The sequence below is a fragment of the Microbacterium sp. NPDC056234 genome (genome assembly GCF_042267585.1).
Lineage (GTDB): Bacteria > Actinomycetota > Actinomycetes > Actinomycetales > Microbacteriaceae > Microbacterium.
Genome location: NZ_JBHJTE010000002.1, coordinates 213873 through 236445, shown reverse-complemented (window position 1 = coordinate 236445; position 22573 = coordinate 213873). Strand labels below are relative to the sequence as shown.

Sequence of the window (22573 nt, the reverse complement as noted above, 5' to 3'; positions counted from 1 at the left end):
ATGATCCCCCGCATCCCCCTCGCCGCAGCCGCCGCCCTTCTGCTCGTCGTGACTCTCGCCGCGTGCGCACAGGCTCCGACGCCTGTCGAGCCCCAGGCGGCCACCCCGCCGCCCGCCGCCGAGACGACCGCACCGGTCGTCAACGAGCCGACCGGCGAGCCGGAGCCCGCGGCGGCTCCCACCTGCGAGACCCTCATCGCCGACGGATACGTCAACACCCTCACCGAGCTCGGATGGAGCGCGAAGCAGTCCGAGTTCCGCATCGGCGAGACCGCCGTCGAGAACGGCATCCACTGCTCCTGGGCGAATTGGGAGGAGGCATCCGACCACGGCCAGTTCTTCGCCTGGGGTGAGCTGACGACGGATCAGGCTGCCGCTGCGCAAAGCGAACTGATCGCGCAGGGGTGGAAGCGCGAGGACGAAGACGGCGCACTCTACTTCACGGAACCAGCCGGGTCGGCTATGGGTGTCGACGAGAACGGGTACGGCATGACATACCTGTTCGGCGATGGCTGGGTGCGTTTCGCCGACACGAAGCAGAGCCTGGTCCTGATCAACTGGCCGTGACCGCGCAGTGGTGAAAGACGAAGAGGTCCGCCTCCCGTGAGAACACGGGAGGCGGACCTCTTGCTTCGCGACAGCGGTTCGGTGGAGCTGGGGGGAATCGAACCCCCGTCCAACGCTGAGTCTCCACGCCTTCTCCGGGCGCAGTCTGTGCAGACGTTCTCCTCGGCTCCGACCTTTGTCACAGACACCTAAGTCGACAAGCCCAGCCTGGGAAGAGTCCCGCGTGACGTCCAGACGCCATCACGCAGCAAGATTCCTAGATGACGCCAGGATCCGTATCGGAATCACATACGGCCTGACGGACTATCGGGCTCGCTTATGCAGCGAGGGCGAAGTCGTTGCGCTTTGTTTCGGCAACTATTGTTTTGCAGGGAGCGTTCACGAGATAACCCTGCATCCTCGGCCCGCTTCTCGTGGATTCACAGGCGCTGTCGAAACCGATCAGCCCCGTGGACCTTCTTGCGAAGGGACCGCTGTCGCACTGTGAAATTACCAATCGGATGCCGGAACACCCGAGCATCTCAGACTACAACGTATCGGCCGGGGACGCCATTCCCGACCCTCGCGTAGAGTCATCGCATGAGCGACGTCATCATCACAGTGCGGGGCCAGAGCGAGGCGCATATCGCCCCGGAACGCGCCACGATCCGGCTGTCCGTGCGCGCCGAGGGGGCGGACAGGGCGGCCGTGGTCGATCAGGTCCTTCGCCTGGCTGAGCCGCTTCGGACCGGGCTCGCCGAGCGATCGGATGCCGGAACTGTTCACGACTGGGCCAGCCAGCGTCTCTCGGTCCGTGCCGAGCGCCCCTGGAGCAGCGAGGGCAAGCGCCTCTCCCCCGTCTACTACGCCGCGGTGGATTTCACCGCCACGTTCACCGAGGCATCCGAGCTGTCGATCTGGGTGTCCGATGTCTCCGCCTGGGATGGTGTCGAGATGGGCTGGATCGACTGGCACCTCACCCCCGAGACCCGAGCGCGGGTCGAACGCGAGGTGGCCGCCGATGCCGTCGGCGTCGCCGTCGCGCGAGCCGAGGCCTATGCGGGCGCCCTCGGGCGCTCCACCGTGATTCCGCTGGAGATCGCGGACGTCGGATTGATCTCCAGCGGGCAGCAGGCCCCTCAGCTCACCGCACTCAAAGCCCGCGGCGCGGCCTTCGCCGCGGCAGACTCCGGGCCGTCGATGGAATACGAGCCGGACGAGATCGTCGTCTCGGCCACCGTCGAGGCGCGCTTCAGCGCGGGCTGATCGGGCGCGAGTCCGGCTCGCGCCCGACCCGGGTCAGTTCGTGACGGAGAACGGGGCGAGTTCCGCCGCGAGACGCTCCGAGACGCGTGCGTGCACGATCGTGCCATGCTCGCCGTGCTCGGATGACAGCAGCATGCCCGTCTCGTGGATCGCAGCGACCAGATCGCCCCGGTCATAGGGCACGAGCGCGTGGATCTCGGCCGCCGGCTTCGGCAGCGCCTCTTCGACGGCGGCGCGCAGCTCGGGGATGCCCTCGCCCGATCGCGATGAGACGAAGTGAGCGCGGGGAACGAGGCCGCGCAGCACGAGCCGCTCGTCCTCGTCGATGAGGTCGGCCTTGTTGAAGACGACGATCTCCGGCATGTCGCGCACGCCGACGTCGCCCAGCACGTCGCGGACCGTCTGCAGCTGACCCGCGGGGTCAGGGTGAGACCCGTCGACGACGTGGAGCACGACGTCGGCTTCGCCGACCTCCTCCAGCGTCGAACGGAATGCCTCGACGAGCTGATGCGGCAGGTTGCGCACGAACCCGACCGTGTCCGTCAGCGTGAATACGCGGCCGTCCGCGGTCTCGGTGCGGCGCACGGTGGCATCCAGCGTCGCGAACAGGGCGTTCTCGACGAGCACACCTGCGCTGGTGAGCGCGTTCAGCAGGCTCGACTTGCCCGCGTTCGTGTATCCCGCGATCGCAACCGAGGGAATCGTATTGCGCTTGCGCTCGGCGCGCTTGGCCTCGCGGGCCGGCGCGAAGTCGCGGATCTGACGACGAAGCAAGGCCATCTTGGTGCGGATGCGGCGACGGTCCAGTTCGATCTTCGTCTCACCGGGGCCGCGCGATCCCATACCGGCGCCACCGGCGCCGACCTGGCCACCGGCCTGACGGCTCATCGAGTCACCCCAGCCTCGCAGGCGCGGAAGCAGGTACTCGAGCTGCGCGAGTTCGACCTGGGCCTTGCCCTCGCGACTCTTGGCGTGCTGGCTGAAGATGTCGAGGATCACGGTGGTGCGATCGATGACCTTGACCTTGACGACGTCCTCGAGCGCGCGCCGCTGACTGGGCGCGAGTTCGGTGTCGGCGATGACGGTGTCTACGCCGGTGGCGGCGACGATGCCCTTCAGCTCCTGCGCCTTGCCGCGTCCGACGTAGGTGGCGGGGTCGGGGTGCGGACGGCGCTGCAGCAGACCGTCGAGCACGACGGCACCAGCCGTCTCCGCGAGGGCGGCGAGCTCGCGCAGCGAGTTCTCCGCGTCCTCCTGCGCGCCCTGCGGGTACACGCCGACGAGCACGACGTTCTCGAGCCGCAGCTGACGGTACTCGACCTCTGTGACGTCCTCGAGCTCGGTGGAGAGTCCGGCTACGCGACGCAGCGCGTGGCGGTCCTCGAGGTCCCACTGGGCGCCGTCGGCGTCGGTGTGGGTCGCTGTCGCGGCATCCTGGATCGCCTGTGCGGCTCCGAACACGTGCGCTTCAGTGCGCTGTTCGGCGTTCGCCAGGACGCGATCGACCGTCTCGTCCGTGCGCTTGTCGTTGGTGGTTTCCGTCATCCGTCCCTGTTCTCTGTTTCTCACGTGGAGCGCCTTAACCTTAACCCCCACCGTCCGGTACGCTCACCTCTATGGGGTCCGACCATTACTTCACTGCGGCCCCGGCAAGCCCCGAGAATCTGCGCACCATCGATGTGACACTGGCCGGTCGGCCGGTCACGGTGACGACAGCTGGGGGTGTTTTCAGCCCCGAGCGGCTGGATGCCGGCACTGCAGTCCTCTTCGCCAACATGCCACCCGTTCCACCCGGTGGGGATTTTCTCGACCTCGGAGCCGGATGGGGACCCATCAGCCTCACGATGGCGATGCTGGCACCGCATGCGACGGTGTGGGCCGTCGACGTCAACGAGCGGGCGCTCGATCTTGTTCGACGCAATGCCCGAGCGTTGGGCCTCGACAATGTCAACGCCGTTCGCCCCGAGGATGTTCCCGCCGACGTGACGTTCCGCACGATCCGTTCGAATCCGCCGATCAGAGTCGGCAAGGACATCCTGCACGACATGCTCGAACAGTGGATTCCCCGACTCGACGAGCGCAGCGACGCCTGGCTGGTCGTGCAGCGCAATCTGGGCGCCGATTCCCTGCAGCGCTGGATGGCGGCGACCTTCCACCCGGGCTACAGCGTGTTCCGCGCGGCGACGGGCAAGGGATACCGAGTGCTCAAGGTGCGAAAGCACGGCACGCCGCCGACCGAGCCGATCGACATCGGCTGAGGGCTCGCGCCTTCGGCGGATCCGGCGCCTGCTGAGGCTCCTTATCGCCCCGCTATGCCGAGCAGATCGGGGAGACGCTTCATGTCGTCGAAGACGGTCGTGCCTTCCCCTTCCAGCCAATGACATGGCGTTATGCCGCCCGAGTATCCGAAAGAGCGCATACCGGCCGCGCGCGCAGCGGCGACCCCGAACCTGCTGTCCTCGATGACGACGCACCGCGCGGGCGAAGCGCCCATGCGAGCCGCGGCGTGCAGGAAGAGGTCGGGAGCCGGTTTGCCTTCGGCGACCTCGGAGGCGCTGAAGATCCGGCCTTCGAAATCCGGCAGCAGCCCCGTCACCCCGAGGGTGCGGCGAATCTTCGCATGAGAGCCGCTGGACGCGACGCACGTCGCCGTGACCGCCGCGATGCGCTCCAGCGCCGCGACGATCCCGTCCACAGGCTCGAGGTCGCGCTCGAACGCCTCATCGTACAGATGCTGGTACGGGGCCTCCCAGTCGTCAGGAAGGGGATGCCCCAGATGGGCTTCGACGTCTGCGCGGAAATGGGCCGCTGAGCGCCCGACGAAGCGATGCACGATGTCGTCTTCGCTGAGATTCCATCCCAGGTCGGCGAGAACGTGGCGATCGATGCGCACGGACAGGCGCTCGCTGTCGACGAGCACGCCGTCGCAGTCGAAGATCACCAGCTCGATCGGCTGCACGTCCACCACCCGATCCGTTGATCAGGCGAGGTCGATCTCGCCCCGGAAGACGAGTTGTGCAGGGCCGGAAAGCGCGACGTGCTCGCCGTCCTCCGCAGGGAACATTCGAACGCCGAGCGTCCCTCCGGGGACCTCGACGCGCCAGTTGTCCGGCGCCCGCTCGCCGGCCCAGTGCCGTACGGCGAGAGCCGTCGCTGCGACGCCGGTGCCACAGCTGAGCGTCTCGCCGACACCGCGCTCGAAGACGCGCATCGACACGTGCCCGATGCCGTCCCGCACCAGCGGCTCACCGGGAACGACGAACTCGATGTTCGCACCGGCGGGCGGCTGCGGGTCCAGGATCGGCGCATACTCGAGTTCGAGCGAGGCCAGTTCCTGCTCGGATGCGATCGCCACGACGACGTGCGGATTTCCGACGTCGATGCCGAGGCCGGGGCGGGCCACGTCGAGCCCCCGCACGCGGGCGAGAGGGTCGACTCCGGACAGCTTCCAGCGCCCGAGGTCCACCTGATATCCGGTCTCACTGCGCGTGACGTCGCGTACGCCGGCACGCGTGCCGATCGGCAGCGTCGATCCGGGCTCGATCGACGCGAGTCCTGCGCGGACCAGGTAATGCGCGAACACGCGGATGCCATTGCCGCACATCTCGGCGATCGAACCGTCCGCGTTGCGGTAGTCCATGAACCACTCCGCAGCAGGCTCCTCCGCCAGCGACGCGGTGCCCTCCGCGATGGCGTTCGAGCGCACGACACGCAGCACGCCGTCGGCGCCGATGCCGAAGTGCCGGTCGCAGATGGCGGCGACCTGCTCGGCGCTCAGTTCGAGCTCGCCGTCAGGGTCGGCGATGATGACGAAGTCGTTGCCCGTACCGTGACCCTTGGTGAATGCGACCATGGGTCCAGTCTATTGACCGTCGAGAGGTCAATCGGTGATCAGGTGCGTGCCACCTCGACAGCCTATTGGGACGACTGCACCCGATACCGACCGCAGAGGAAGCTCTTGTTGCGCGCGAACTCGACGAGTTCGAGGTCGAGCGTCCGAGGCAGAACCGGTGCGCCGGCGCCGAGGGTCACCGGCGCGTACTGCAGCCAGACTTCGTCGAGAAGCCCGGCATCCGCGAACTGACCGGCCAGGTCTCCCCCGCCGACGATCCAGAGATCCTTGCCACCCGCAGCCTCGACCATCTCGGCGTGCACCTCGCGCACGTCGGACTGAGTGAAACGGACGTCCCCGGCATCGGGCGCGGCCAACTCGCGATGCGTGAAGACCCAGGTCGGCTGGGTATAGCCCCACCGACCCTCTTCGTTGCGCATGACCCACTCGTAGGTGGACGACCCCATCGCCAGTGCGCCGATCGTCTCGATGAACACGGGGTAGGCCATGGGACCTTCCTCGTCGAAGTCCTGCTTGAGCAGCCACTCGAGCGAATGCTCCGGCGTCGCGATGAAGCCGTCGAGGCTGCTGGCGGTGAAGTAGTGGGTGGTCATGACCCCAGGATGCCAGTGGCCTCGGACATCGGCGAGACCCAGTCGATTCCGGGATATCGCTTGAACCACGACACCTGGCGCCGCGCGTATCGACGGGTCAACGCCTGCGTCTCGGCGATCGCCTCGGCCTGCGTCATGTCGCCCCTCAGCTGCGCGAGCGCCTGGGCATAGCCGATCGCCCTGCGTGCGGTGACGCCGTCCTCGAGTCCACGCGCACGCAGCGCGGCGACCTCGTCGAGCATCCCCTGCGCCCACATCCGCTCGACCCGGCGATCCAAGCGCTCCACCAGCTCGGCACGCTCGACGTGCACCCCGAGAATCCGGGTGTCCTGTCGCCACAGCACCGGCTGTTCCGGCAGCGCCGCGCCGTGGGTGGTCTCGCCCTGCTCGAGAACCTCCAGCGCGCGCACGATCCTTCTGCCGTTCTTCGGATCCACGCGCGCAGCCGTCGCGGCATCCAGGGTCTGAAGACGCGCGTACAGCGCGCCCGCTCCCCCCGCCTCGAGCTCACTCTCCAGACGTTCTCGTACCACGGCGTCTCTGGGCGGGAACCGGAAGTCGAAGATAACGCTCGACACGTACAGTCCCGATCCGCCGATGAGGATCGCGTCTCCGCCTCGGGCATGGATGTCCGCGATCACGGAACGGGCCAGCGGCTGATACCAGGCCACAGCGGCCTCTTCGGTCACCTCCCGCACATCGAAGAGATGGTGCGGGATGCCGCGGCGCTCCTCGAGCGGCAACTTCGCTGTACCGATGTCCATGCCCCGGTAAAGCTGCATGGCGTCGGCGTTGACGATCTCGGCGGGGTTGCCCCGACTCCGCAGCTCCGCGGCGAGCCGGAGCGCGAGGTCGGTCTTTCCCGTACCTGTCGACCCGACGACCGCCCACAACCGCGCGCTCATTGGGCGAACCGCCGCGCGCCCGCCGGCGAGACCCCGTCGTGGCAGCGAGACCTCGTCGCATTCGCGCCGACAAGACGGGGTCGCGCCGGCAGCGTGGGGTCTCGACGGCCAGGCAGCCTGGTCACACCCCGACGCGCAGTGTCGGCAGACCCAGCGACACGGCGCCTGCGGTGCCGGAGGCGCCCGTCGACGCCGGTACGCCGCACGACTCGGCCTGTGCGCGGTCCCACGCGTCTCCGCCGCGCGTGCGGCGGATCTTCAGCGGTGCGCCCGTGGAGTCGTCCGCGAGCAGATGGAACGGTGCTCCGTGCGTGATCGTGACGGTCACGACGTCGCCGGGACGCGGGATCTCTGATCCCTCGGTCACCTCGAAGTGCACGAGGCGGTTGTCCTCGGCGCGCCCGGTCAGGCGGTGCGTCTCCGCATCCTTCTTGCCCTCGCCGACCGAGACCAGCACCTCGACCTCGCGGCCGACCTGGTTCTGGTTCTCCTCCAGCGAGATCCGCTCCTGCAGGGCGAGCAGGCGGTTGTAGCGCTCCTGCACGATCTCCTTGGGAACCTGGTCCTCCATGGTCGCGGCGGGCGTGCCCTCGCGGATCGAGTACTGGAAGGTGAACGCATTCGCGAAACGCGCCTGTTCCACGACGCGCATCGTGTCCTCGAAGTCCTCGTCCGTCTCCCCGGGGAAACCGACGATGATGTCGGTGGAGATCGCGGCGTTCGGAATCCGATCGCGCACGCGGTCGAGGATGCCGAGGAACTTCTCGCTCCGGTACGAGCGACGCATGGCCTTGAGGACGCGGTCGCTGCCGGATTGCAGCGGCATGTGCAGCTGGGGCATCACAGCCGGCGTTTCGGCCATCGCATCGATCACGTCGTCTGTGAAGGCGGCCGGGTGCGGGCTCGTGAAGCGGATGCGCTCCAGCCCGTTGATCTCGCCCGCAGCACGCAGCAGTTTGCCGAACGCCTGTCGGTCGCCGAACTCGACCCCATAGGAGTTCACATTCTGACCCAGCAAGGTGACCTCGATCGCGCCGTCTTCGACGAGCAGCCGGATCTCGTTCAGGATGTCACCTGGCCGACGGTCCTTCTCCTTGCCGCGAAGGCTCGGGACGATGCAGAACGTGCAGGTGTTGTTGCAGCCGACCGAGATCGACACCCAGCCGCTGTGCGCCGAATCCCGTTTGGTGGGGAGCGTCGAGGGGAAGATCTCGAGGGACTCCAGGATCTCGAGCTCGGCGTCGCCGTTGTGGCGTGCTCGCTCGAGAAGGCCGGGAAGCGAGCCCATGTTGTGGGTACCGAAGACGACGTCGACCCAGGGCGCCTTGTCGAGCACAGCGTCCTTGTCCATCTGCGCGAGGCACCCGCCGACGGCGATCTGCATCCCTTCGCGCTTGTCCTTGCGGCTCTTCAGATGTCCGAGCGTGCCGTACAGCTTGCCCGCCGCGTTGTCGCGGACGGCGCAGGTGTTGATGATGACGACGTCGGCCTCTTCCCCTGCGGGGGCTTTGATGTACCCGGCGCTCTCGAGCGACCCGGAGAGTCGCTCGGAGTCGTGCACGTTCATCTGGCATCCGAACGTGCGCACCTCGTAGGAGCGCTGCCGGCCGTCGACGTCGACGGCAGCAGAGGACGGCGCGATGATTGTCGGTTCGCTGCGCGGAATAGTCATGATCATCCCATTGTACGAGCGACCGATCGACGCAGCGCCCGCGGCGGATCAGTCGGAGTCGACGAACCGCACGCCGCCCCCCGATGCCCCGGAACCTGATTCCGCCAGCGCCGCTTTGGCCGCGTTCATCGCCACCGCGCCGTTGTAGCCGCGGCGCGCGAGCTGTCCGACCAGACGCCGCAGCGCCGTGTCGTTGTCGAGCCGAGACAACGACCGCGCCTTGGTGCGGGCGAACTCCAACGCGCGCTCCGCGTCATCATCCGGAAGCTCGTCGAGAGCCGCGTCGATGACATCACGCGGAATGCCTCGCTGAGCGAGAGCGCGGCTGAGCGCGACCCGCCCCTGACCTTTGCGCTCGACACCGGAGGTGACGAGGTGACCCGCGAGAATCGCGTCATCGAGATAGCCTCGGCGGCAGAAGTCGTCGATGACATCGTCGATCTGCGCGGCGTCGACGCGCTGCCCCTGGAGCTCATAACCCCTCAGCACCGTGCGCGCCTCGGAGATCGAGAGGGAACGCGCCCGCAGCTTGCGCACCAACAGCTCTTCGGCCTTCTCACGAATGCCGTCGGGATCCAGAACCTCTCCCTCGGATCCAGCATCCTCGTGCGGGCGCAGCGCTCTGAGTTTCGGCGTCGCACGAGCCTCCGCACCGTATGCGGGGTGATTCACGCTCGGCGTACCGACACCTGCATCGTCTCCGGCTGTCGCCCATGTCGGGTGCCAGGCGCCGTCATCGCCGGAGCGCCCCGCTGCAGAAGTGGCCGCTCCGGGGAAAGACGCGGCGGCACCAGGGTCAGCCACGGCGTCCGCCGACCGACGAGGTCCGGTCGTCGGCGCGGTACGGCCGAAGAGCGGGATCACGGGGGCGAGGCTCTCCTCGCCCCCGTTCTCACCGGTCATCAGGCAGGACGACGCTGAGCGAGTTCGTCCGCAGCCTCAGGCGCGGCCGCGGCACCACCGATGCCGAGCTTCTGCTTGATCTGCGTCTCGATCGTGAGCGCGATGTCGGGGTTGTTGATGAGGAACGTGCGAGCGTTCTCCTTGCCCTGACCGAGCTGGTCTCCGTCGTAGGTGTACCAGGAGCCGGACTTCTTGACGATGCCGTGCTCCACGCCGAAGTCGATCAGGCTGCCCTCGCGCGAAATGCCGATGCCGTAGAGGATGTCGAACTCGGCCTGCTTGAACGGCGGGGCCATCTTGTTCTTGACGACCTTGACACGCGTACGGTTTCCGACCGCCTCGGTACCGTCCTTCAGCGTCTCGATACGACGGATGTCCAGTCGCACGGAGGCGTAGAACTTCAGCGCCTTACCACCGGCCGTGGTCTCGGGCGAGCCGAAGAAGACGCCGATCTTCTCACGCAACTGGTTGATGAAGATCATGGTCGTGTTGGTCTGATTCAGACCACCGGTGAGCTTGCGGAGTGCCTGCGACATCAGACGTGCCTGAAGACCGACGTGCGAATCGCCCATCTCGCCTTCGATCTCCGCGCGGGGCACGAGCGCTGCGACGGAGTCGATCACGACGAGGTCGATCGCGCCGGAGCGCACGAGCATGTCTGCGATCTCCAGTGCCTGTTCCCCGGTGTCGGGCTGCGACACCAGGAGCGCGTCGATGTCGACGCCGAGCTTCTTGGCGTAGTCCGGGTCGAGCGCATGCTCTGCGTCGATGAACGCCGCGATACCGCCTGCGCGCTGCACGTTCGCGATCGCGTGAAGGGTCAGCGTCGTCTTACCGGAGGACTCAGGGCCGTAGATCTCGATGATCCGTCCGCGCGGCAGGCCACCGACGCCGAGGGCGACGTCCAGTGCGATGGAGCCGGTGGGGACGACCTCGACCGGGGCACGATCGTCGCTGCCCAGTCGCATGACCGAGCCCTTCCCGAACTGGCGGTCGATCTGGGCGAGGGCCGATTCGAGGGCCTTCTCGCGGTCTGCGGGTGATGGCATGACGTGCTCCTTCTGCTCGCACTGTTGCCGCCTGTAGGCTGTCGCGGCCTTCCCTGGCTGGGTTGACTCTCCGACAAGGCGTATGGCTTTCGGCCATGTCCCCCACGGTAGGCGGGGCCTACGACATCGCGTCGCAGGGTCCCCGGAACTGTGGACAACAAGGGGCTGATCACCACTTGTGCAGAACGATACGCCCATCTCGAACACATCTTCGACGACACGCCGATCCGGCTATCGAAGATCGTTACGCCAGAGCGTGCGGACGCAACGCAGGTCAGCGCCGGCGGGGCTCCAGCCGCCCGGCGCCGTGGCGGCGCTCGACAGGAACGTCGGTCTCCGCACAGAGCGCGAGCCAGATCTCGCGCGGTGGCACCCCCGACGCAAGGGCCTCCGATGCTGTGCGCGAGCCGATCTGCCCGAGCACAAGATCATTCACCAGAGTCGCCGAACGCGCGCCGAATTCGGCATCCACGGCACGCAAGAACTCACTTCGTCGCATCGAACAGCCGTGTCCGGAATCAGTGCAGCGAGAGCTGGGTCTCCATCGAGGCCACCAGGTCGTCCGGAACGACGTCCGGGAACACCTGCAGACCCTCGATCACCGAGATGCGGTCACCGACCTCGCGCATGATGGTGGAGATGGGAACGTCGAGCGCCTCGGCCACTGAGGCGAGGATCTCGCTCGAAGCTTCCTTCTGGCCGCGCTCCACCTCACTGAGGTAGCCGAGCGCGACGGAGGCCTTGCTGGCCACCTGACGGAGCGTGCGCCCCTTCTGAAGGCGGAAGTCCCTCAGCACATCGCCGATCTCCTGGCGTACAAGAATCATCGGAACCTCCTTTCGTTCCCGGTCGTCGAGGTCGACGCCGAGCGGATCGCCAGTCTAACCCGACCAGCTGTGGAAAAATCTAGCTTTTCATTCTGTGGTTCAGTTGTGAGCACGGCATCCTGGGCATTCAGCACATCAGAAACAACCGACGAACCGCTCGCCCTATTCCTGAAGGGTGCGAAGGGCCGTCGAGATCGCGGCGTCGACGGACTGGCGACGGATCTCCTCTCGATCACCGCCGAATCGGAAGGCGACCGAACGGGTTCCGGCCGGGGTCGCGATCCCGATGTGAACAGTTCCGACTGGTTGGCCGTCCGGGGACGCCGGGCCGGCGATACCGGTGGTCGCGACGCCGACGTCGGCGTTGCGGCCATCCACTGCGACGGCGGCGCGCACGCCGTCGGCCATCTGCTCCGCCACACGCGGATGCACTGGACCGTGCTCGTCGAGCAGATCGCCGTCCACCCCGAGCAACGTGTGCTTCACGGGCGTCGCGTAGGAGACCACCGCCCCGTTGAGGACCACCGAGGCTCCAGGCACTGCCACCACCGCCGAACTCACCGCTCCCCCGGTCAGCGATTCCGCGATGCCCAGCGTCCACCCGCGCTCGCTCAACAGGGCGACCAGGTCGGCGGCGCTGCTCACGATCGGCCTGCCGAACGTGAGCCCCGCATCTGCGCGATGACGTAGTCGACCCCGCTGAGCACCGTGAGCACCAGCGTCGCGTACATCAGCACGGTGCCGATGCCTGTCCACCAATCCATTCCGATGAACTCGTGCAGAGGCAGCAGCCACCAGCCCAGAGTCACGCCCTGCAGCGCCGTCTTGACCTTGCCCATCCATGCGGCGGCGACGATGTGCTGCTTCGCGACGACGAAGCGATGCACGGTGATGCCCCACTCCCGGATCAGGATGATGACCACGATCCACCACGGCCATTCACCGAGGATGGCGAGGCCGACGAAACCGGCACCGGTGAGAAGCTTGTCCGCGATCGGATCCCAGAGCTTCCCGAAGTCGCTGACGATGTCGTACCTGCGTGCCAGATATCCATCGACCCAGTCCGTCGAGATCGCGATCACGAAGAGAACGCCGGCGATCCACCGCATGACGATATCGCCGGCCCCGTACGTGCCGCCGAGCAGGAGCAGAACGAAGAACACCGCAGCGAGCGGGATGCGCGCGATCGTGATCGCATTCGGCAGCTGCCGCGGGATGGCCATCAGTCGCGACCCGTCAGGCCCCAGGCGTCTTCGTCGCCCTCGGCCTCCTCGACGGGCAGTCCGCGGAACTGCTCTTCGACCGGATCGTACTCCGGTGACTGCGTGGGGGCAGCCGCGGTGTTCGACGCGGATGCCGGCGGCTCGTCGCCTCGGATATGCGCGAGCACCTCGGGGAGCTGCTCGGCCGTCACCAGCACGTCCCGCGCTTTGGATCCCTCGGACGGTCCGACGATCTCGCGCGACTCCAGCAGGTCCATGAGGCGCCCTGCCTTGGCGAAGCCGACGCGCAGCTTCCGCTGCAGCATGGAAGTGGATCCGAACTGGGACGAGACGACGAGCTCGGCGGCGGCGAGCAGAACCTCGAGGTCGTCGCCGATGTCCTCGTCGATCTCCTTCTTCTTCCCCTCCACCGCCTCCGCGACATCAGGACGGTACTCGGGACGCGCCTGCGCCGTCACATGCTTGACGACCGCGTCGATCTCGCTCTCATTGACCCACGCGCCTTGCAGCCGGAACGGCTTGGAGGATCCCATCGGCGAGAACAACGCGTCACCCTGACCGATCAGCTTGTCAGCACCAGGAGAGTCGAGGATCACGCGGCTGTCTGTGACGCTCGTCACGGCGAAAGCGAGGCGCGAGGGCACGTTCGCCTTGATGAGCCCGGTGACGACGTCCACGCTCGGTCGCTGCGTCGCCAGCACCAGGTGGATGCCGGACGCGCGGGCGAGCTGCGTGATGCGGACGATCGAGTCCTCCACGTCGCGCGGTGCGACCATCATGAGGTCGGCGAGCTCGTCGACGACCACCAGCAGGTAGGGATACGGCTTGAGCACCCGCTCGCTGCCGACGGGGACCTCTACCTCGCCGGCGCGCACGGCGCGGTTGAAGTCGTCGATGTGGCGGAAACCGAACGACGCGAGGTCGTCGTACCGCATGTCCATCTCCTTCACGACCCACTGCAGCGCCTCTGCGGCCTTCTTGGGGTTCGTGATGATCGGAGTGATCAGGTGCGGCACACCGGCATAGCTGGTGAGTTCCACCCGCTTCGGGTCGATGAGCACCATCCGCACGTCGGCGGGCTTGGCGCGCATGAGCAGGCTCGTGATCATCGAGTTGACGAAGCTGGACTTACCGGATCCCGTGGAACCGGCGACCAGGAGGTGAGGCATCTTGGCCAGGTTGGCGACGACGATGTTGCCGCCGACATCCTTGCCGACGCCGATCGTCATCGGGTGGGTGCTCTTCTGCGCCGCCGACGAGCGGAGCACGTCGCCGAGCGCCACCATCTCCTTGTCGGCATTCGGGATCTCGATGCCGATCGCGCTCTTGCCGGGGATCGGCGAGAGGATGCGCACGTCATTCGAGGCGACGGCATAGGAGATGTTGTTGGCGAGCTGAGTGATCTTCTCGACCTTGACTCCGTGTCCGACCTCGACCTCGTACTGGGTCACCGTCGGACCTCGCGAGAAGCCGGTCACCTTGGCATCCACCTTGAACTGCGTCAGCACGCTCGTGATCTGCTCGATCACGCGGTCTGTCGCCTCGGAGCGCACGACGGGCGGCGGGCCCTCGGCGAGCACGGAGGCGGGCGGCAGGTGGTACGGCGCCACCGGCGCCTGACGCCCGCGGTCACCGGATCCCTCTGTGCCGAAGCCGTCGAGCCCGGGGAGCTCCGGCTGCTCCCCGGTGTCTCCGCTGTCGTCCATCAGAGCGGTCGACTGCTGCTCGGAGAGCATCGCAGTGAGCGCCTCGACGTCGGTGAGCACTTCGGTCGCGGCATCCTGCGGGTCGGCGACGACGACAGCCTGATCGTAGGCAGGGGTCGCCCTGGTCGGAGCCGTCTGCGTCGAGAGCAGCTCGGTGATGTCCTGCGACCCGGCGGAAGGATCAGGGTCCTCTTCGCGGCCCGTCTTGTTCCTGCGCCACCACGGGAGCACATCCGGGTCATCGGTCTTGTCCGCGTCGTCGACGGCCGGGAGCTCCTTCGTGGCCTTCTCCGGTCGCTCCGCGTCGAACATCCAGGCGTAGAGGTCTCCGAGACGCTGACCGATGCGGTTCGGCGGGGTCTTGGTGAGGATCAGGATGCTGAGCACGATGAGCAGGCTCAGTACCACGTAGGCGACGATCGGCGACAGGAAGGCCAGAGGTTCGCCCAGCATCCATCCGAACAGACCGCCGGAGGCGCTCAGCGCCGGCATCCCATCCCTGGGCTGCGGCCGGTCTCCCGCGACGTGGCAGATTCCGGCGATCGACAGCACCATCAGAGCGAAGCCGATGCCGATGCGGCCGTTGTCGTGCACGGACGAAGGATGCCGGAACAGCCAACCCGCCAGCAGGAGCAGGAGAACCGGCATGAGGAACGCCGTTCGGCCCACGAGCCCGCCGACGGTGTACGCGCTGATGGTCTGAGCGACCTCATTGCCGATGAAGAACCACTCGTCGACGGCCCCGAGGCACGCCAGGAGCACGAGGAACAGCGGGAAGCCGTCGCGGCGGTCGTCCTTCTCGAGCGTCTCAGGGCCGAAGGCGCGGAACAGACCTCCGACGCCGTGCGCCAGGCCCGTCCAGGCGCGAATGACGATGGGCGGCTTGTCGGCGTCGTCGATGTACTTCTTCGGCGCCGGTGCGGCCTTCGACGACGACCGCGATCCCGTCTGCCGCTTCGAGCGCGCCGAAGCGCTCTCGGACGCGCGCGGGGTCTTCGTGGTACTCCTGGCCATGTCCTCTACGGTATGTCCGGGGTCCGACATTTCCCCGCAGTGACGCGGCTTTCCCGCCGATCGCCGACGCGCCGCGACAGCGTCACGCCTCGATGACGAGCGGGACGATCATCGGGCGCCGGCGCAGCTTCTGGTTGACCCAGCGGCCGATGGTGCGTCGCACGACCTGCGACAGCGCGTGCGTGTCGCGCACCCCGTTGCCCGAGGCCTCCTTGAGCGCTGCGACGATCTTCGGCACGACGTCGTCGAACACCGCGTCGTCCTCCGCGATTCCGCGGGCGTGGATCTCCGGGCCGGTGATGATGCGACCGGTCGCTGCATCCACGACCACGATCACCGAGACGAATCCCTCCTCGCCGAGGATGCGACGATCCTTGAGGTCGGCATCCGTGATCCCGCCGACCGTCGAGCCGTCGACGTAGACGAAGCCGATGTCGAGCTGTCCGGCGATGCGGGTCTCGCCGTCCTTGAGGTCGATGATCGTGCCGTTCGTGGCGAGGATCGTGTTCTCCTCGGGGATCCCCGTCTCCTGAGCGAGCTTGGCGTTGGCGACCAGATGGCGGTACTCGCCGTGCACGGGCAGCACGTTCTTCGGACGCAGGATGTTGTAGCAGTAGATCAGCTCGCCGGCCGCCGCGTGACCGGAGACGTGCACCTTGGCGTTGGCCTTGTGCACGACGTTGGCGCCGAGCTTGGTCAGCCCGTCGATCACGCGGTACACGGCGTTCTCGTTGCCCGGGATGAGGCTGGACGCCAGGATGACGGTGTCGCCCTCTCCGACCTCGATGGCGTGGTCGAGGTTCGCCATACGGCTGAGCACGGCCATGGGCTCACCCTGCGATCCGGTCGACATGTAGACGATCTGGTCATCCGGGAGGTCGCGCGCCTTCTTGTAGTCGATCAGGACGTTGTCCGGAACGTGAAGGTAGCCGAGCTGCTCGGCGATGGTCATGTTGCGCACCATGCTGCGGCCGAGGAAGGCGACACGACGCCCGTTCGCGTGCGCCGCGTCGATGACCTGCTGCACGCGGTGAACGTGGCTCGAGAAGCTCGCGACGATCACGCGGCGCGGCGCCTTGCCGATCACCTGATCGAGCACGGGTCCGATCGAGCGCTCCGTCGGCGTGAAGCCGGGGACGTCCGCGTTCGTGGAGTCCACCAGGAACAGGTCGACGCCCTCTTCCCCGAGGCGTGCGAACGCACGCAGGTCGGTGATCCGGCCGTCCAGCGGCAGCTGGTCCATCTTGAAGTCACCGGTGGCCAGCACGAGACCGGCCGGCGTGCGGATGACGACCGCGAGGGCATCCGGAATGGAGTGGTTGACCGCGACGAAGTCGAGGTCGAAGGGCCCGACCTTCTCCTGCTGGCCTTCCTTCACGGTGAGCGTGAAGGCCTTGATCCGGTGCTCCTTGAGCTTGGCCTCGACGAGCGCGAGGGTCAGGCCGGAGCCGATCAGCGGGATGTCGTTCTTGAGCCGCAGCAGGTACGGGACCGCTCCGATGTGGTCTTCGTGACCGTGCGTCAGGACCACGCCGACGATGTCGTCGAGGCGGTCGCGGATCGGTTCGAAGTCCGGCAGGATCAGGTCGACGCCCGGCTGGTGCTCCTCGGGGAAGAGCACGCCGCAGTCGACGATGAGGAGCTTGCCCTCGAACTCGAACACGGTCATGTTGCGGCCGATCTCGCCGAGACCGCCGAGCGGTGTGACGCGCAGGGTCCCTTCCTCGAGAGGTGCTGCTTCAGCGATCGGGATGGACATGCTGTCTCCTCAGTCGGGCGCGTCGCGCGCCCGGTCGTGCGTCAGGCGCGCTCCGCGCCCGTGATGTCTCAACGCGTCGTGCCGTGAACCTTCGGCAGCGCACCGCCGGCGGCCGCGTTGCGGTCAGGGCGGAAGTTGGAGAAGTCGGCACCGGGTACATCGGTGACGACGGCGAGCTCATCCTCGATCAAGGCGGCCTCCCACTCCTCCGGTCCCACCAGGGGCAGGCGGACGCGCGGGCTGGAGATGCGTCCCAGCCCGTGCAGGATGTACTTGGCCGACACGGTGCCGGGGACATGCGTCATGACGGCGCGGACGAGCGGCTCGAGGCGCTTGTGCTCGGCCGTCGCCGCGGCGAGATCGCCGCGGTTCACGGCATCGACGATGGTGCGGTACGGCGTCGCGGTGATGTTGGCGGTCACGCCGATGAGTCCGGTCGCTCCGATGGCCAAGTGCGGCAGCGCGTTCGCGTCATCACCCGAGAAGTACATCAGGTCGGTCTGGTTGAGCACGCGGCTCACCTCGCTGAAGTCGCCCTTCGCATCCTTCACGGCGAGGATGTTCGGATGCTTTGCCAGTCGCAGGATCGTCTCGTACTGGATGGGCACGCCGGTGCGACCGGGGATGTCGTACAGGATCACCGGAAGATCGGTGGCGTCCGCGACCAGGCGGAAATGGGTCAGGATGCCGGCCTGAGTCGGCTTGTTGTAGTACGGCGTGACGATCATGATGCCGTCGGCGCCGGCCTTCTCGCTGGCCTTGTAGAGCTCGATCGCGTGGGCGGTCTCATTGGAGCCGCCGCCGGTGATGATCTTGGCGCGACCGGCGGAGACGGACTTGCCCACCTCGACGAGCTTGAGCTTCTCGGCATCCGTCAGGGTCGAGGTCTCGCCGGTCGTTCCCGTCACCACGACGCCGTCAGCACCCGCGGTGATGACGTCGTCGATGTGCTTCTCGACGGCGGGCCAGTCGACTTCGCCGTCGGCCGTCATCGGAGTGACGAGCGCGACGAGAACCTGTCCGAAAGGGTTGCCCGAATGCGTCATGCTTCCAGCGTATCGGTTCGGCACCCGCTCACGTGCGGCGATACACTCGCCCGCATGGCCTGGCAGACCGAGGGATCCCGCGTCGTCTACGAGAATCCCTGGATCTCTGTCCGAGAGGACTCCGTGACCGGCCCCGCCGGTTCCGGGATCTACGGCGTCGTCACGATGCGTCACCCCGCAGTGTTCATCGTGGCCGTGGACGAGCGGGATCGGGTCTGCCTGGTGAGCCTGGAGCGGTACACGACAGGGCGCTCGATCGAGGTGCCCGCCGGCGGAAGCGATGGAGAGGCGCCGCTCGTCGCCGCGCAGCGGGAGCTCCGCGAGGAGACCGGCCTCGAGGCGGATGACTGGACGCCACTGGGCACCATGAATGCCCTGAACGGGGTCACCGTGGCGCCGGAACACGTCTTCCTCGCTCGGGGACTCGCCCCCGCGGATGTCGGCGACGCGCGGTCGGAAGAGGGCATCGATGACGTGTCATGGGTGCCGTTCGCCGAGGTGCTGCGCATGATCGCCGATGGTCGCATCACCGACGGAGAGACCGTGGCGGCGATCGCCTACGCCGGTATCCGTCTCGGCCGATTCCGCTGAGACCGCAGCAGCTCAGACTCGACCGCGCCTGGCCGCGCGCGAGGTGAGCGAGGCCGGCAGGACCTTGGTGAGAGCGACGATCGCCTTGTAGCGCAGGGACGGGACCGAGACAGCTCTTCCCCGCGCGGCGTCCTGCAGGCCTTCGCGGACGACATCGGCCGCGTCGAGCCACATCACCGACGGGATCCCCTCTTCACCTGGCGGCAGACCCATCCGCTCGTGAAAGCTCGTGTGGGTGAAGCCGGGGCACAGCGCCGTCACGCTGACGCCGTCCCGCGCATACTCGGCATTCGCCCAGCGGCTGAAGCCGATCAGCCAGGACTTGCACGCCGAATACGTCGAGCGGGAGATGAAGCCGGCGACCGAGGCGACGTTGATGATGCGGCCGCCGCGGCCGCGCATGACCGCGAGCGCCGCGTGCATGAGGCGCATCGAGACTTCGACGTGCAGACGCAGATGCCGCACCTCTTCGTCGATGTCGTTGTCCGCGAAGTGCAGAGGGAGTCCGAACCCGGCGTTGTTGATCAGCAGGTCGATCGGATGCTCAGCATCGGCGATGCGCGAGACGACACGATCCAGATCCGCGTCGTCCAGGAGGTCGGCGGCGAGCACTTCGACAGCCACTCCCTGGTGCGCGCGCAGTTCGTCGGCCAGCGCATCCAGAGACCCCGTGGATCGCGCCACCAGCACGAGATCCGCGCCTTTCTGCGCAAGCTGCCGGGCGAACTCCGCGCCGAGGCCGGCGCTGGCCCCGGTGATCAGAGCGATCGGCATCAGCGCTCGTACCGCAGGAAGCGGTAGCGGATACCGGTGCGAGAGGTCTGCCAGTCGCCCTCGGACACCAGCCGCCAGCCGGTCTTGTCCGGAGCGTAGGCGTCGCCGGGGACCTCGAGGTCGATCTCGGTGACCTCGAGCCGATCGGCCTCGCCGATCACCTGACTGAAGATCTCGGCCCCGCCGATGACCCAGACCTCATCGCGCCCGCGCACAGCCTCGGACACGGTGGCCGCGCGACGCGCCCCGTCGGCCGCCCAGTCCTGCCGCCGGGTGATGACCACGTTCTCGCGCCCGGTCAGCGGTCGGAACCGCTCGGGAAGCGAATCCCACGTCTTGCGCCCCATGATGACCGGGGCTCCTAGTGTGACGTCCTTGAAGTGCGCGAGGTCCTCGGGCACATGCCACGGCATACCGCCCTCTGCACCGATCACTCCCCCGCGCGCTTCGGCCCAGATCAGGCCGACCCAGGTCATACCGCCACCGCCGCGCGGATCGGCGGGTGGTGCTGGTAGTCCTCGATGACGAAATCGTCGTACGAGTAGTCGAACACCGATTCGGGCTTCCGTGCGAAGCGGAGCGTGGGGTACGGATAGGGCTCACGGCTGAGCTGCTCGCGGACCTGCTCGACGTGGTTGTCGTAGATGTGGCAGTCGCCGCCGGTCCAGACGAAATCGCCGGGTTCGAGGCCCACCTGGTGCGCGATCATCTGCGTGAGCAGCGCATACGAGGCGATGTTGAAGGGAACGCCGAGGAACAGATCGGCGCTGCGCTGATACAGCTGGCACGAGAGCTTGCCGTCCGCCACGTAGAACTGGAACAGCGCATGACACGGCGCCAGGGCCATGTCGGGGATGTCCGCCGGATTCCAGGCCGACACGATCAGGCGCCGGGAGTCCGGCGACTGCCGGATCTGCTCGATGACCTCGGACAGCTGGTCGATGTGGCCCCCGTCCGGGGTGGGCCATGACCGCCACTGCACGCCGTACACCGGACCGAGATCGCCCGATGCATCCGCCCACTCGTCCCAGATGGTGACGCCGTTGTCCTGCAGCCAGCCCACGTTGGAATCACCGCGGAGGAACCACAGCAGCTCGTACGCGATCGACTTGAAATGCACCCGCTTCGTCGTGATCAGGGGGAACCCCTGCGACAGGTCAAAGCGCAACTGGCGGCCGAACACGCTGAGCGTGCCGGTGCCGGTGCGGTCATCCTTGTGCGTGCCCTCTGCGAGCACTTCACGGAGCAGGTCTTCGTACGGCGTCGGGACGGCTTCGCTCATGCTCCACACGATACCCGCAGACCACCGACATGGTCGCGTCGGTCATGCTTCGCAACAACGACCCCGAGCCGCACCGATCGGTCGTACCCTCGATCCATGTCGCCCGCACTCGCCCTCGCCATCGCCGGTGCGCTGATCGTGCTCAGCGTGATCATCGGCGTCGCCCTGCGCCTCGCCGACGGGCGACGCCGCGGCGGGGGCCACCTGCGGTTCGATCCGGTCGATGCGTCAGGGGCTCTGGGCCCCAGGGCGACGCTGGTCCAGTTCAGCACCGAGATGTGCGCCCGATGCCCTCAGGTGCGCCGGATGCTGCACACGGTCGCCTCTCAGGAGGATGATCTCGCGCACGTCGAGGTCGATCTCACCCATCGTCCCGACCTGTCCAGCCGCTACCGGATCCTCCAGACACCGACGACCTTCGTCGTCGACGGCACGGGGGCCGTGCGCGCCCGTTTCAACGGCGTGCCCCACCCGCACGCCCTCACCGAAGCCCTCGCCGCCGTCTGAGGCGTGCAGACCGGAGCAGAGATGTCCAGCACCGCCGCCTCCCCCGCCGGAATCGACCCGCGCGGCCCGCGTTTCGCCGCCGGCATCACTGCCGCGCTGCTGCTCATCGCCTTCGTGCTGTCGCTCATCGGCGTCTCGACCGCGCGGGACGGGGCGAGCTTCGCCCCGATCGCGCAACGCGCCCTGGACCCCGGCTTCCTGCTCCTGGTCGTGATCGCTCTGCTTTTCCTCTGGGCCGTCGCCTGGCCGCGGACGGCGCCGTGGGGCGTGGTGTTCCGCCGTTCGATCCGCCCGCGTCTGTCAGCGCCGACAGAGCTCGAGGATCCGCGGCCTCCTCGCTTCGCGCAGGGCGTCGGCCTGTTCGTCGTGAGCCTCGGGCTCGTCTTGCACCTGTTCGGCGTTCCGTGGGCGCTGCCGATCGCGGCCGCCGCGGCGTTCATCGCCGCCTTCCTGAACGCGGCATTCGGCTTCTGCCTCGGATGCCAGCTGTACCTCCTGCTGCAGCGAGCGGGCTGGGTCGGGCGATCGGCACAGGCCTCCTGACCCACCCGGTTCCGTCCGCACCGACCGCTCGCTAGGCTGGCTCCACCACCCGCCTGACCTTCGGAGGACCATCATGCCCGTCACCAGCGAAGCCACCACCACCTGGACCGGTTCCCTCACCGAGGGATCGGGCACCGTCTCGTTCGCCACCTCGCACCTCGGCACCTTCCCGATCGATTGGAAGGCCCGCAGCGAGGGCTCCGAGACGACGACGACGCCGGAGGAACTGATCGCGGCGGCCCACGCCTCGTGCTTCAGCATGGCGTTCTCGCACGCACTGGCCGAGAACGGCACACCCCCCGAGCGCGTCAACACCACCGCGTCGGTCACCTTCAAGCCGGGCACGGGCATCACCGGCAGCCATTTGAACGTGAACGCGTCCGTACCTGGTCTGTCAGCCGAGAAGTTCCAGGAGATCGCCCAGGCCGCGAAGACCGGATGCCCGGTGTCGCAGGCACTCTCCGGTATCGAGATCACGCTCGAGGCGACGCTGGCCTGAGTCTCCTGCCCGATC

At 67.4% G+C, this 22573-nt stretch carries 25 protein-coding genes and 1 other RNA gene; 7 read left to right on the top strand and 19 right to left on the bottom strand.

Annotated features, from left to right (window positions below):
• Nucleotides 1–567, top strand: coding sequence for a hypothetical protein (locus tag ACFCYE_RS06955; RefSeq protein ID WP_376178142.1), 567 nt, complete (start codon nt 1–3; stop codon nt 565–567).
• Between the two features lie 79 nt (nt 568–646).
• Here the strand turns inward: ACFCYE_RS06955 and ssrA are convergent.
• Nucleotides 647–1016, bottom strand: a transfer-messenger RNA (tmRNA) gene (gene ssrA / locus ACFCYE_RS06950).
• A gap of 130 nt (nt 1017–1146) precedes the next feature.
• Between ssrA and ACFCYE_RS06945 the strand changes: the two genes are divergently transcribed.
• Entirely contained in the window at nt 1147–1812 is a 666-nt protein-coding gene (locus ACFCYE_RS06945; RefSeq protein WP_376177496.1) for an SIMPL domain-containing protein, read from the top strand.
• A gap of 33 nt (nt 1813–1845) precedes the next feature.
• Here ACFCYE_RS06945 and hflX read toward each other — a convergent pair whose 3' ends face one another.
• Entirely contained in the window at nt 1846–3357 is a 1512-nt protein-coding gene (gene hflX / locus ACFCYE_RS06940) for a GTPase HflX (protein WP_376177494.1), read from the bottom strand.
• A 71-nt stretch (nt 3358–3428) separates the two neighbouring features.
• Between hflX and ACFCYE_RS06935 the strand changes: the two genes are divergently transcribed.
• The gene (locus ACFCYE_RS06935) at nt 3429–4070 is read left to right on the top strand and encodes a class I SAM-dependent methyltransferase (protein WP_376177493.1); all 642 of its coding nucleotides are present in this window, start codon (nt 3429–3431) and stop codon (nt 4068–4070) included.
• A 41-nt stretch (nt 4071–4111) separates the two neighbouring features.
• On the opposite strand, the gene ACFCYE_RS06930 is transcribed toward ACFCYE_RS06935, so the two are convergent.
• From ACFCYE_RS06930 to dapA, 14 genes are all read right to left on the bottom strand, one after another.
• Nucleotides 4112–4777, bottom strand: coding sequence for an HAD family hydrolase (locus ACFCYE_RS06930; protein WP_376177492.1), 666 nt, complete (start codon nt 4775–4777; stop codon nt 4112–4114).
• Between the two features lie 15 nt (nt 4778–4792).
• The gene (dapF, locus tag ACFCYE_RS06925; protein ID WP_376177490.1) at nt 4793–5665 is read right to left on the bottom strand and encodes a diaminopimelate epimerase; all 873 of its coding nucleotides are present in this window, start codon (nt 5663–5665) and stop codon (nt 4793–4795) included.
• Between the two features lie 62 nt (nt 5666–5727).
• Nucleotides 5728–6258, bottom strand: a complete 531-nt coding sequence (locus ACFCYE_RS06920) for a dihydrofolate reductase family protein (protein ID WP_376177489.1) — start codon at nt 6256–6258, stop codon at nt 5728–5730.
• Nucleotides 6255–7163: a tRNA (adenosine(37)-N6)-dimethylallyltransferase MiaA gene (miaA, locus tag ACFCYE_RS06915; protein WP_376177487.1), complete on the bottom strand. Its 909-nt coding sequence runs from the start codon at nt 7161–7163 to the stop codon at nt 6255–6257. The genes ACFCYE_RS06920 and miaA overlap by 4 nt, the downstream gene beginning before the upstream one ends.
• Before the next feature lie 121 nt (nt 7164–7284).
• Nucleotides 7285–8835, bottom strand: a complete 1551-nt coding sequence (miaB, locus tag ACFCYE_RS06910) for a tRNA (N6-isopentenyl adenosine(37)-C2)-methylthiotransferase MiaB (RefSeq protein WP_376177486.1) — start codon at nt 8833–8835, stop codon at nt 7285–7287.
• Between the two features lie 48 nt (nt 8836–8883).
• Complete coding sequence (locus ACFCYE_RS06905) at nt 8884–9738, bottom strand: regulatory protein RecX (protein ID WP_376177484.1); 855 nt, start codon at nt 9736–9738, stop codon at nt 8884–8886.
• On the bottom strand, nt 9738–10787 hold the full coding sequence (gene recA / locus ACFCYE_RS06900; RefSeq protein ID WP_376177482.1) for a recombinase RecA: 1050 nt from the start codon (nt 10785–10787) through the stop codon (nt 9738–9740). Before recA ends, ACFCYE_RS06905 begins: the two co-directional genes overlap by 1 nt.
• Nucleotides 10788–11061: 274 nt before the next feature.
• Entirely contained in the window at nt 11062–11286 is a 225-nt protein-coding gene (locus ACFCYE_RS06895; protein WP_376177481.1) for a DUF3046 domain-containing protein, read from the bottom strand.
• 19 nt (nt 11287–11305) lie between these two features.
• Nucleotides 11306–11614, bottom strand: coding sequence for a helix-turn-helix domain-containing protein (locus tag ACFCYE_RS06890; RefSeq protein WP_376177480.1), 309 nt, complete (start codon nt 11612–11614; stop codon nt 11306–11308).
• Nucleotides 11615–11776: 162 nt separating this feature from the next.
• The gene (locus ACFCYE_RS06885; RefSeq protein WP_376177479.1) at nt 11777–12259 is read right to left on the bottom strand and encodes a CinA family protein; all 483 of its coding nucleotides are present in this window, start codon (nt 12257–12259) and stop codon (nt 11777–11779) included.
• The gene (gene pgsA / locus ACFCYE_RS06880) at nt 12256–12837 is read right to left on the bottom strand and encodes a CDP-diacylglycerol--glycerol-3-phosphate 3-phosphatidyltransferase (RefSeq protein ID WP_376177477.1); all 582 of its coding nucleotides are present in this window, start codon (nt 12835–12837) and stop codon (nt 12256–12258) included. The genes ACFCYE_RS06885 and pgsA overlap by 4 nt, the downstream gene beginning before the upstream one ends.
• Nucleotides 12837–15557, bottom strand: a complete 2721-nt coding sequence (locus tag ACFCYE_RS06875; RefSeq protein ID WP_376177476.1) for a DNA translocase FtsK — start codon at nt 15555–15557, stop codon at nt 12837–12839. Before ACFCYE_RS06875 ends, pgsA begins: the two co-directional genes overlap by 1 nt.
• 82 nt (nt 15558–15639) lie before the next feature.
• On the bottom strand, nt 15640–17316 hold the full coding sequence (locus ACFCYE_RS06870) for a ribonuclease J (RefSeq protein WP_376177475.1): 1677 nt from the start codon (nt 17314–17316) through the stop codon (nt 15640–15642).
• Between the two features lie 68 nt (nt 17317–17384).
• Complete coding sequence (gene dapA, locus ACFCYE_RS06865) at nt 17385–18362, bottom strand: 4-hydroxy-tetrahydrodipicolinate synthase (RefSeq protein WP_376177473.1); 978 nt, start codon at nt 18360–18362, stop codon at nt 17385–17387.
• 54 nt (nt 18363–18416) lie between these two features.
• On the opposite strand from dapA, the gene ACFCYE_RS06860 reads away from it, so the two are divergent.
• Nucleotides 18417–18953 carry an NUDIX domain-containing protein gene (locus tag ACFCYE_RS06860; protein WP_376177472.1) on the top strand — a complete coding sequence of 179 codons (537 nt, stop codon included), beginning with the start codon at nt 18417–18419 and terminating at the stop codon, nt 18951–18953.
• Between the two features lie 12 nt (nt 18954–18965).
• Here the strand turns inward: ACFCYE_RS06860 and ACFCYE_RS06855 are convergent, their stop codons facing one another.
• The 3 genes from ACFCYE_RS06855 to ACFCYE_RS06845 are packed head-to-tail and all read right to left on the bottom strand — an operon-like array spanning nt 18966 to nt 21009.
• Nucleotides 18966–19727 carry an SDR family NAD(P)-dependent oxidoreductase gene (locus tag ACFCYE_RS06855; RefSeq protein ID WP_376177471.1) on the bottom strand — a complete coding sequence of 254 codons (762 nt, stop codon included), beginning with the start codon at nt 19725–19727 and terminating at the stop codon, nt 18966–18968.
• Nucleotides 19727–20203 (bottom strand): dihydrofolate reductase, encoded by a 477-nt coding sequence (locus tag ACFCYE_RS06850; protein WP_376177469.1) that lies wholly within the window; start codon nt 20201–20203, stop codon nt 19727–19729. The genes ACFCYE_RS06855 and ACFCYE_RS06850 overlap by 1 nt, the downstream gene beginning before the upstream one ends.
• Nucleotides 20200–21009: a thymidylate synthase gene (locus ACFCYE_RS06845; RefSeq protein ID WP_376177467.1), complete on the bottom strand. Its 810-nt coding sequence runs from the start codon at nt 21007–21009 to the stop codon at nt 20200–20202. Before ACFCYE_RS06845 ends, ACFCYE_RS06850 begins: the two co-directional genes overlap by 4 nt.
• Nucleotides 21010–21105: 96 nt before the next feature.
• Between ACFCYE_RS06845 and ACFCYE_RS06840 the strand changes: the two genes are divergently transcribed.
• The 3 genes from ACFCYE_RS06840 to ACFCYE_RS06830 all read left to right on the top strand — a co-directional run bounded on the left by ACFCYE_RS06840 (nt 21106) and on the right by ACFCYE_RS06830 (nt 22558).
• The gene (locus ACFCYE_RS06840; protein WP_376177466.1) at nt 21106–21516 is read left to right on the top strand and encodes a thioredoxin family protein; all 411 of its coding nucleotides are present in this window, start codon (nt 21106–21108) and stop codon (nt 21514–21516) included.
• Nucleotides 21517–21537: 21 nt separating this feature from the next.
• Complete coding sequence (locus tag ACFCYE_RS06835) at nt 21538–22059, top strand: DUF4395 domain-containing protein (protein WP_376177465.1); 522 nt, start codon at nt 21538–21540, stop codon at nt 22057–22059.
• Between the two features lie 73 nt (nt 22060–22132).
• A complete protein-coding gene (locus ACFCYE_RS06830; protein ID WP_376177463.1) occupies nt 22133–22558 on the top strand; it encodes an OsmC family peroxiredoxin in 426 nt (141 codons plus the stop codon).
• Nucleotides 22559–22573: the final 15 nt, after the last annotated feature.

Excerpts from the sequence above, each read along its gene's own strand:
- pgsA (WP_376177477.1), bottom strand. The coding sequence starts at position 12,837 with ATGGCCATCCCGCGGCAGCTGCCGAATGCGATCACGATCGCGCGCATC.
- ACFCYE_RS06890 (WP_376177480.1), bottom strand. The coding sequence starts at position 11,614 with ATGATTCTTGTACGCCAGGAGATCGGCGATGTGCTGAGGGACTTCCGC.
- miaB (WP_376177486.1), bottom strand. The coding sequence starts at position 8,835 with ATGACTATTCCGCGCAGCGAACCGACAATCATCGCGCCGTCCTCTGCT.
- ACFCYE_RS06955 (WP_376178142.1), top strand. The coding sequence starts at position 1 with ATGATCCCCCGCATCCCCCTCGCCGCAGCCGCCGCCCTTCTGCTCGTC.
- ACFCYE_RS06870 (WP_376177475.1), bottom strand. The coding sequence starts at position 17,316 with ATGTCCATCCCGATCGCTGAAGCAGCACCTCTCGAGGAAGGGACCCTG.
- recA (WP_376177482.1), bottom strand. The coding sequence starts at position 10,787 with ATGCCATCACCCGCAGACCGCGAGAAGGCCCTCGAATCGGCCCTCGCC.
- ACFCYE_RS06905 (WP_376177484.1), bottom strand. The coding sequence starts at position 9,738 with ATGACCGGTGAGAACGGGGGCGAGGAGAGCCTCGCCCCCGTGATCCCG.
- ACFCYE_RS06845 (WP_376177467.1), bottom strand. The coding sequence starts at position 21,009 with ATGAGCGAAGCCGTCCCGACGCCGTACGAAGACCTGCTCCGTGAAGTG.
- ACFCYE_RS06935 (WP_376177493.1), top strand. The coding sequence starts at position 3,429 with ATGGGGTCCGACCATTACTTCACTGCGGCCCCGGCAAGCCCCGAGAAT.
- ACFCYE_RS06850 (WP_376177469.1), bottom strand. The coding sequence starts at position 20,203 with ATGACCTGGGTCGGCCTGATCTGGGCCGAAGCGCGCGGGGGAGTGATC.
- ACFCYE_RS06895 (WP_376177481.1), bottom strand. The coding sequence starts at position 11,286 with ATGCGACGAAGTGAGTTCTTGCGTGCCGTGGATGCCGAATTCGGCGCG.
- ACFCYE_RS06835 (WP_376177465.1), top strand. The coding sequence starts at position 21,538 with ATGTCCAGCACCGCCGCCTCCCCCGCCGGAATCGACCCGCGCGGCCCG.
- ACFCYE_RS06860 (WP_376177472.1), top strand. The coding sequence starts at position 18,417 with ATGGCCTGGCAGACCGAGGGATCCCGCGTCGTCTACGAGAATCCCTGG.
- ACFCYE_RS06945 (WP_376177496.1), top strand. The coding sequence starts at position 1,147 with ATGAGCGACGTCATCATCACAGTGCGGGGCCAGAGCGAGGCGCATATC.
- ACFCYE_RS06840 (WP_376177466.1), top strand. The coding sequence starts at position 21,106 with ATGTCGCCCGCACTCGCCCTCGCCATCGCCGGTGCGCTGATCGTGCTC.
- hflX (WP_376177494.1), bottom strand. The coding sequence starts at position 3,357 with ATGACGGAAACCACCAACGACAAGCGCACGGACGAGACGGTCGATCGC.
- dapF (WP_376177490.1), bottom strand. The coding sequence starts at position 5,665 with ATGGTCGCATTCACCAAGGGTCACGGTACGGGCAACGACTTCGTCATC.
- ACFCYE_RS06830 (WP_376177463.1), top strand. The coding sequence starts at position 22,133 with ATGCCCGTCACCAGCGAAGCCACCACCACCTGGACCGGTTCCCTCACC.
- miaA (WP_376177487.1), bottom strand. The coding sequence starts at position 7,163 with ATGAGCGCGCGGTTGTGGGCGGTCGTCGGGTCGACAGGTACGGGAAAG.
- ACFCYE_RS06855 (WP_376177471.1), bottom strand. The coding sequence starts at position 19,727 with ATGCCGATCGCTCTGATCACCGGGGCCAGCGCCGGCCTCGGCGCGGAG.
- ACFCYE_RS06920 (WP_376177489.1), bottom strand. The coding sequence starts at position 6,258 with ATGACCACCCACTACTTCACCGCCAGCAGCCTCGACGGCTTCATCGCG.
- ACFCYE_RS06875 (WP_376177476.1), bottom strand. The coding sequence starts at position 15,557 with ATGGCCAGGAGTACCACGAAGACCCCGCGCGCGTCCGAGAGCGCTTCG.
- dapA (WP_376177473.1), bottom strand. The coding sequence starts at position 18,362 with ATGACGCATTCGGGCAACCCTTTCGGACAGGTTCTCGTCGCGCTCGTC.